Origin of the sequence: Rheinheimera soli, from assembly GCF_031457405.1 — a bacterium.
Taxonomy (GTDB): domain Bacteria; phylum Pseudomonadota; class Gammaproteobacteria; order Enterobacterales; family Alteromonadaceae; genus Pararheinheimera; species Pararheinheimera soli_A.
The window spans coordinates 1-1370 of the sequence record NZ_JAVDWR010000056.1; the positions used below are offsets into that span (position 1 = coordinate 1).

Sequence of the window (1370 nt, forward strand, 5' to 3'; positions counted from 1 at the left end):
GCCCAGCAGCGGTTATGGTTTATCGACCAGATGAACGGCAGCGTAGAATATAATATGCCCGGAGCTTTCAGGTTGAATGGGGTATTGAATAAGCTGGCATTTACGCATGCGATTGAAACCATTATTAAGCGCCATGAAGTGCTCAGGACCTGCTTTTTGAGCCTTGAAGGGGATGTTGTCTTAGTAATAAGAGATGACGTGGCATTTAATCTTGAAGAGGCAGATTTAAGGACTCAGGCAGAGCAGACAAAGGTTCTTGAAGAGCTCAGTTATCAGCAGGCAATTAAACCGTTTGATTTAACTCAGGATTGCTTGTTGCGAGTGATGCTGGTGACGCTTGAAACGAACGAGTATGTGGTGCTGTTTAACATGCATCATATCGCCTCAGATGGTTGGTCGATGGGCGTTTTGTTACGCGAGTTTGCGACACTTTATTCTTCTTTTGTTTCAGGGGAGTCATCGCCACTTGCACCTTTAGCTGTGCAATATAAAGACTATGCCCGTTGGCAGCGGGAATGGCTGCAGGGCAAGGAGTTAGAGCAGCAGTTAAATTATTGGCGCACCCAGCTTAGTGATATACCTCAGATACACAGTTTGCCACTAGATAAAGTGCGTCCGGCACAGCAGACGTTTAATGGCAAATCTCACAATATGATGGTCGATAGTACTTTATCAGGCAAGTTACAGCAGTTGTGTCAGCGTGAAGGTGTAACCTTGTTTATGCTGATGCACAGTGTGTTTGCGTTACTGTTAAGCCGTTACAGTGGTGAGCAGGATATTGTGGTGGGCTCACCGATAGCAGGGCGAGCTCATCAAGATGTTGAACCGTTGATAGGTTTCTTTGTTAATACCCTTGTTATCCGTTCTAAGGTAAATGGCGGGCAGCGTTTTAGCGAGCACCTGCAGATGGTCAAACAAACGGTGTTATCGGCGTATCAATATCAGCATATTCCATTTGAGATGTTGGTAGAGCAGTTAAACCCTGAGCGTAGCATGGCATACAATCCTGTGCTCCAAATTATGCTTAGTGTTGATAACTATGAATCGACGTCAATAAGCTTGCCTGAGCTTGAATTGCAGGGAATGCCGGCAGCGGTTGAGCAAGTGAAGTTCGATATTGAGTTGTCGGTGATGGAAGTAAACGACGGCTTGCGATTAAATTGGTCATACAATCAAGACTTGTTTATGCCTCAGACCATTGAGCGCTTCGGTTTGCATTTGATGCAGTTACTGAAAGAAGTGGAGGCTGAGCCGACGATAATGATGTCGTCGTTGGACATGTTGAGTAAGCAAGAACGTGAGCATTTACTGCAACTTGGCGAGATGAACACATCGAAGCCACTGCCGGACGAATGTATCCACCAGTTATT

Annotated in this window: 1 protein-coding gene; it reads left to right on the plus strand. The window is 45.5% G+C overall.

The window, feature by feature from the left end:
* Nucleotides 1-30: 30 nt before the first annotated feature.
* A partial coding sequence (locus J2W69_RS20590; RefSeq protein WP_310282109.1) for a condensation domain-containing protein occupies nucleotides 31-1370 on the plus strand: 1340 nt, incomplete at its 3' end.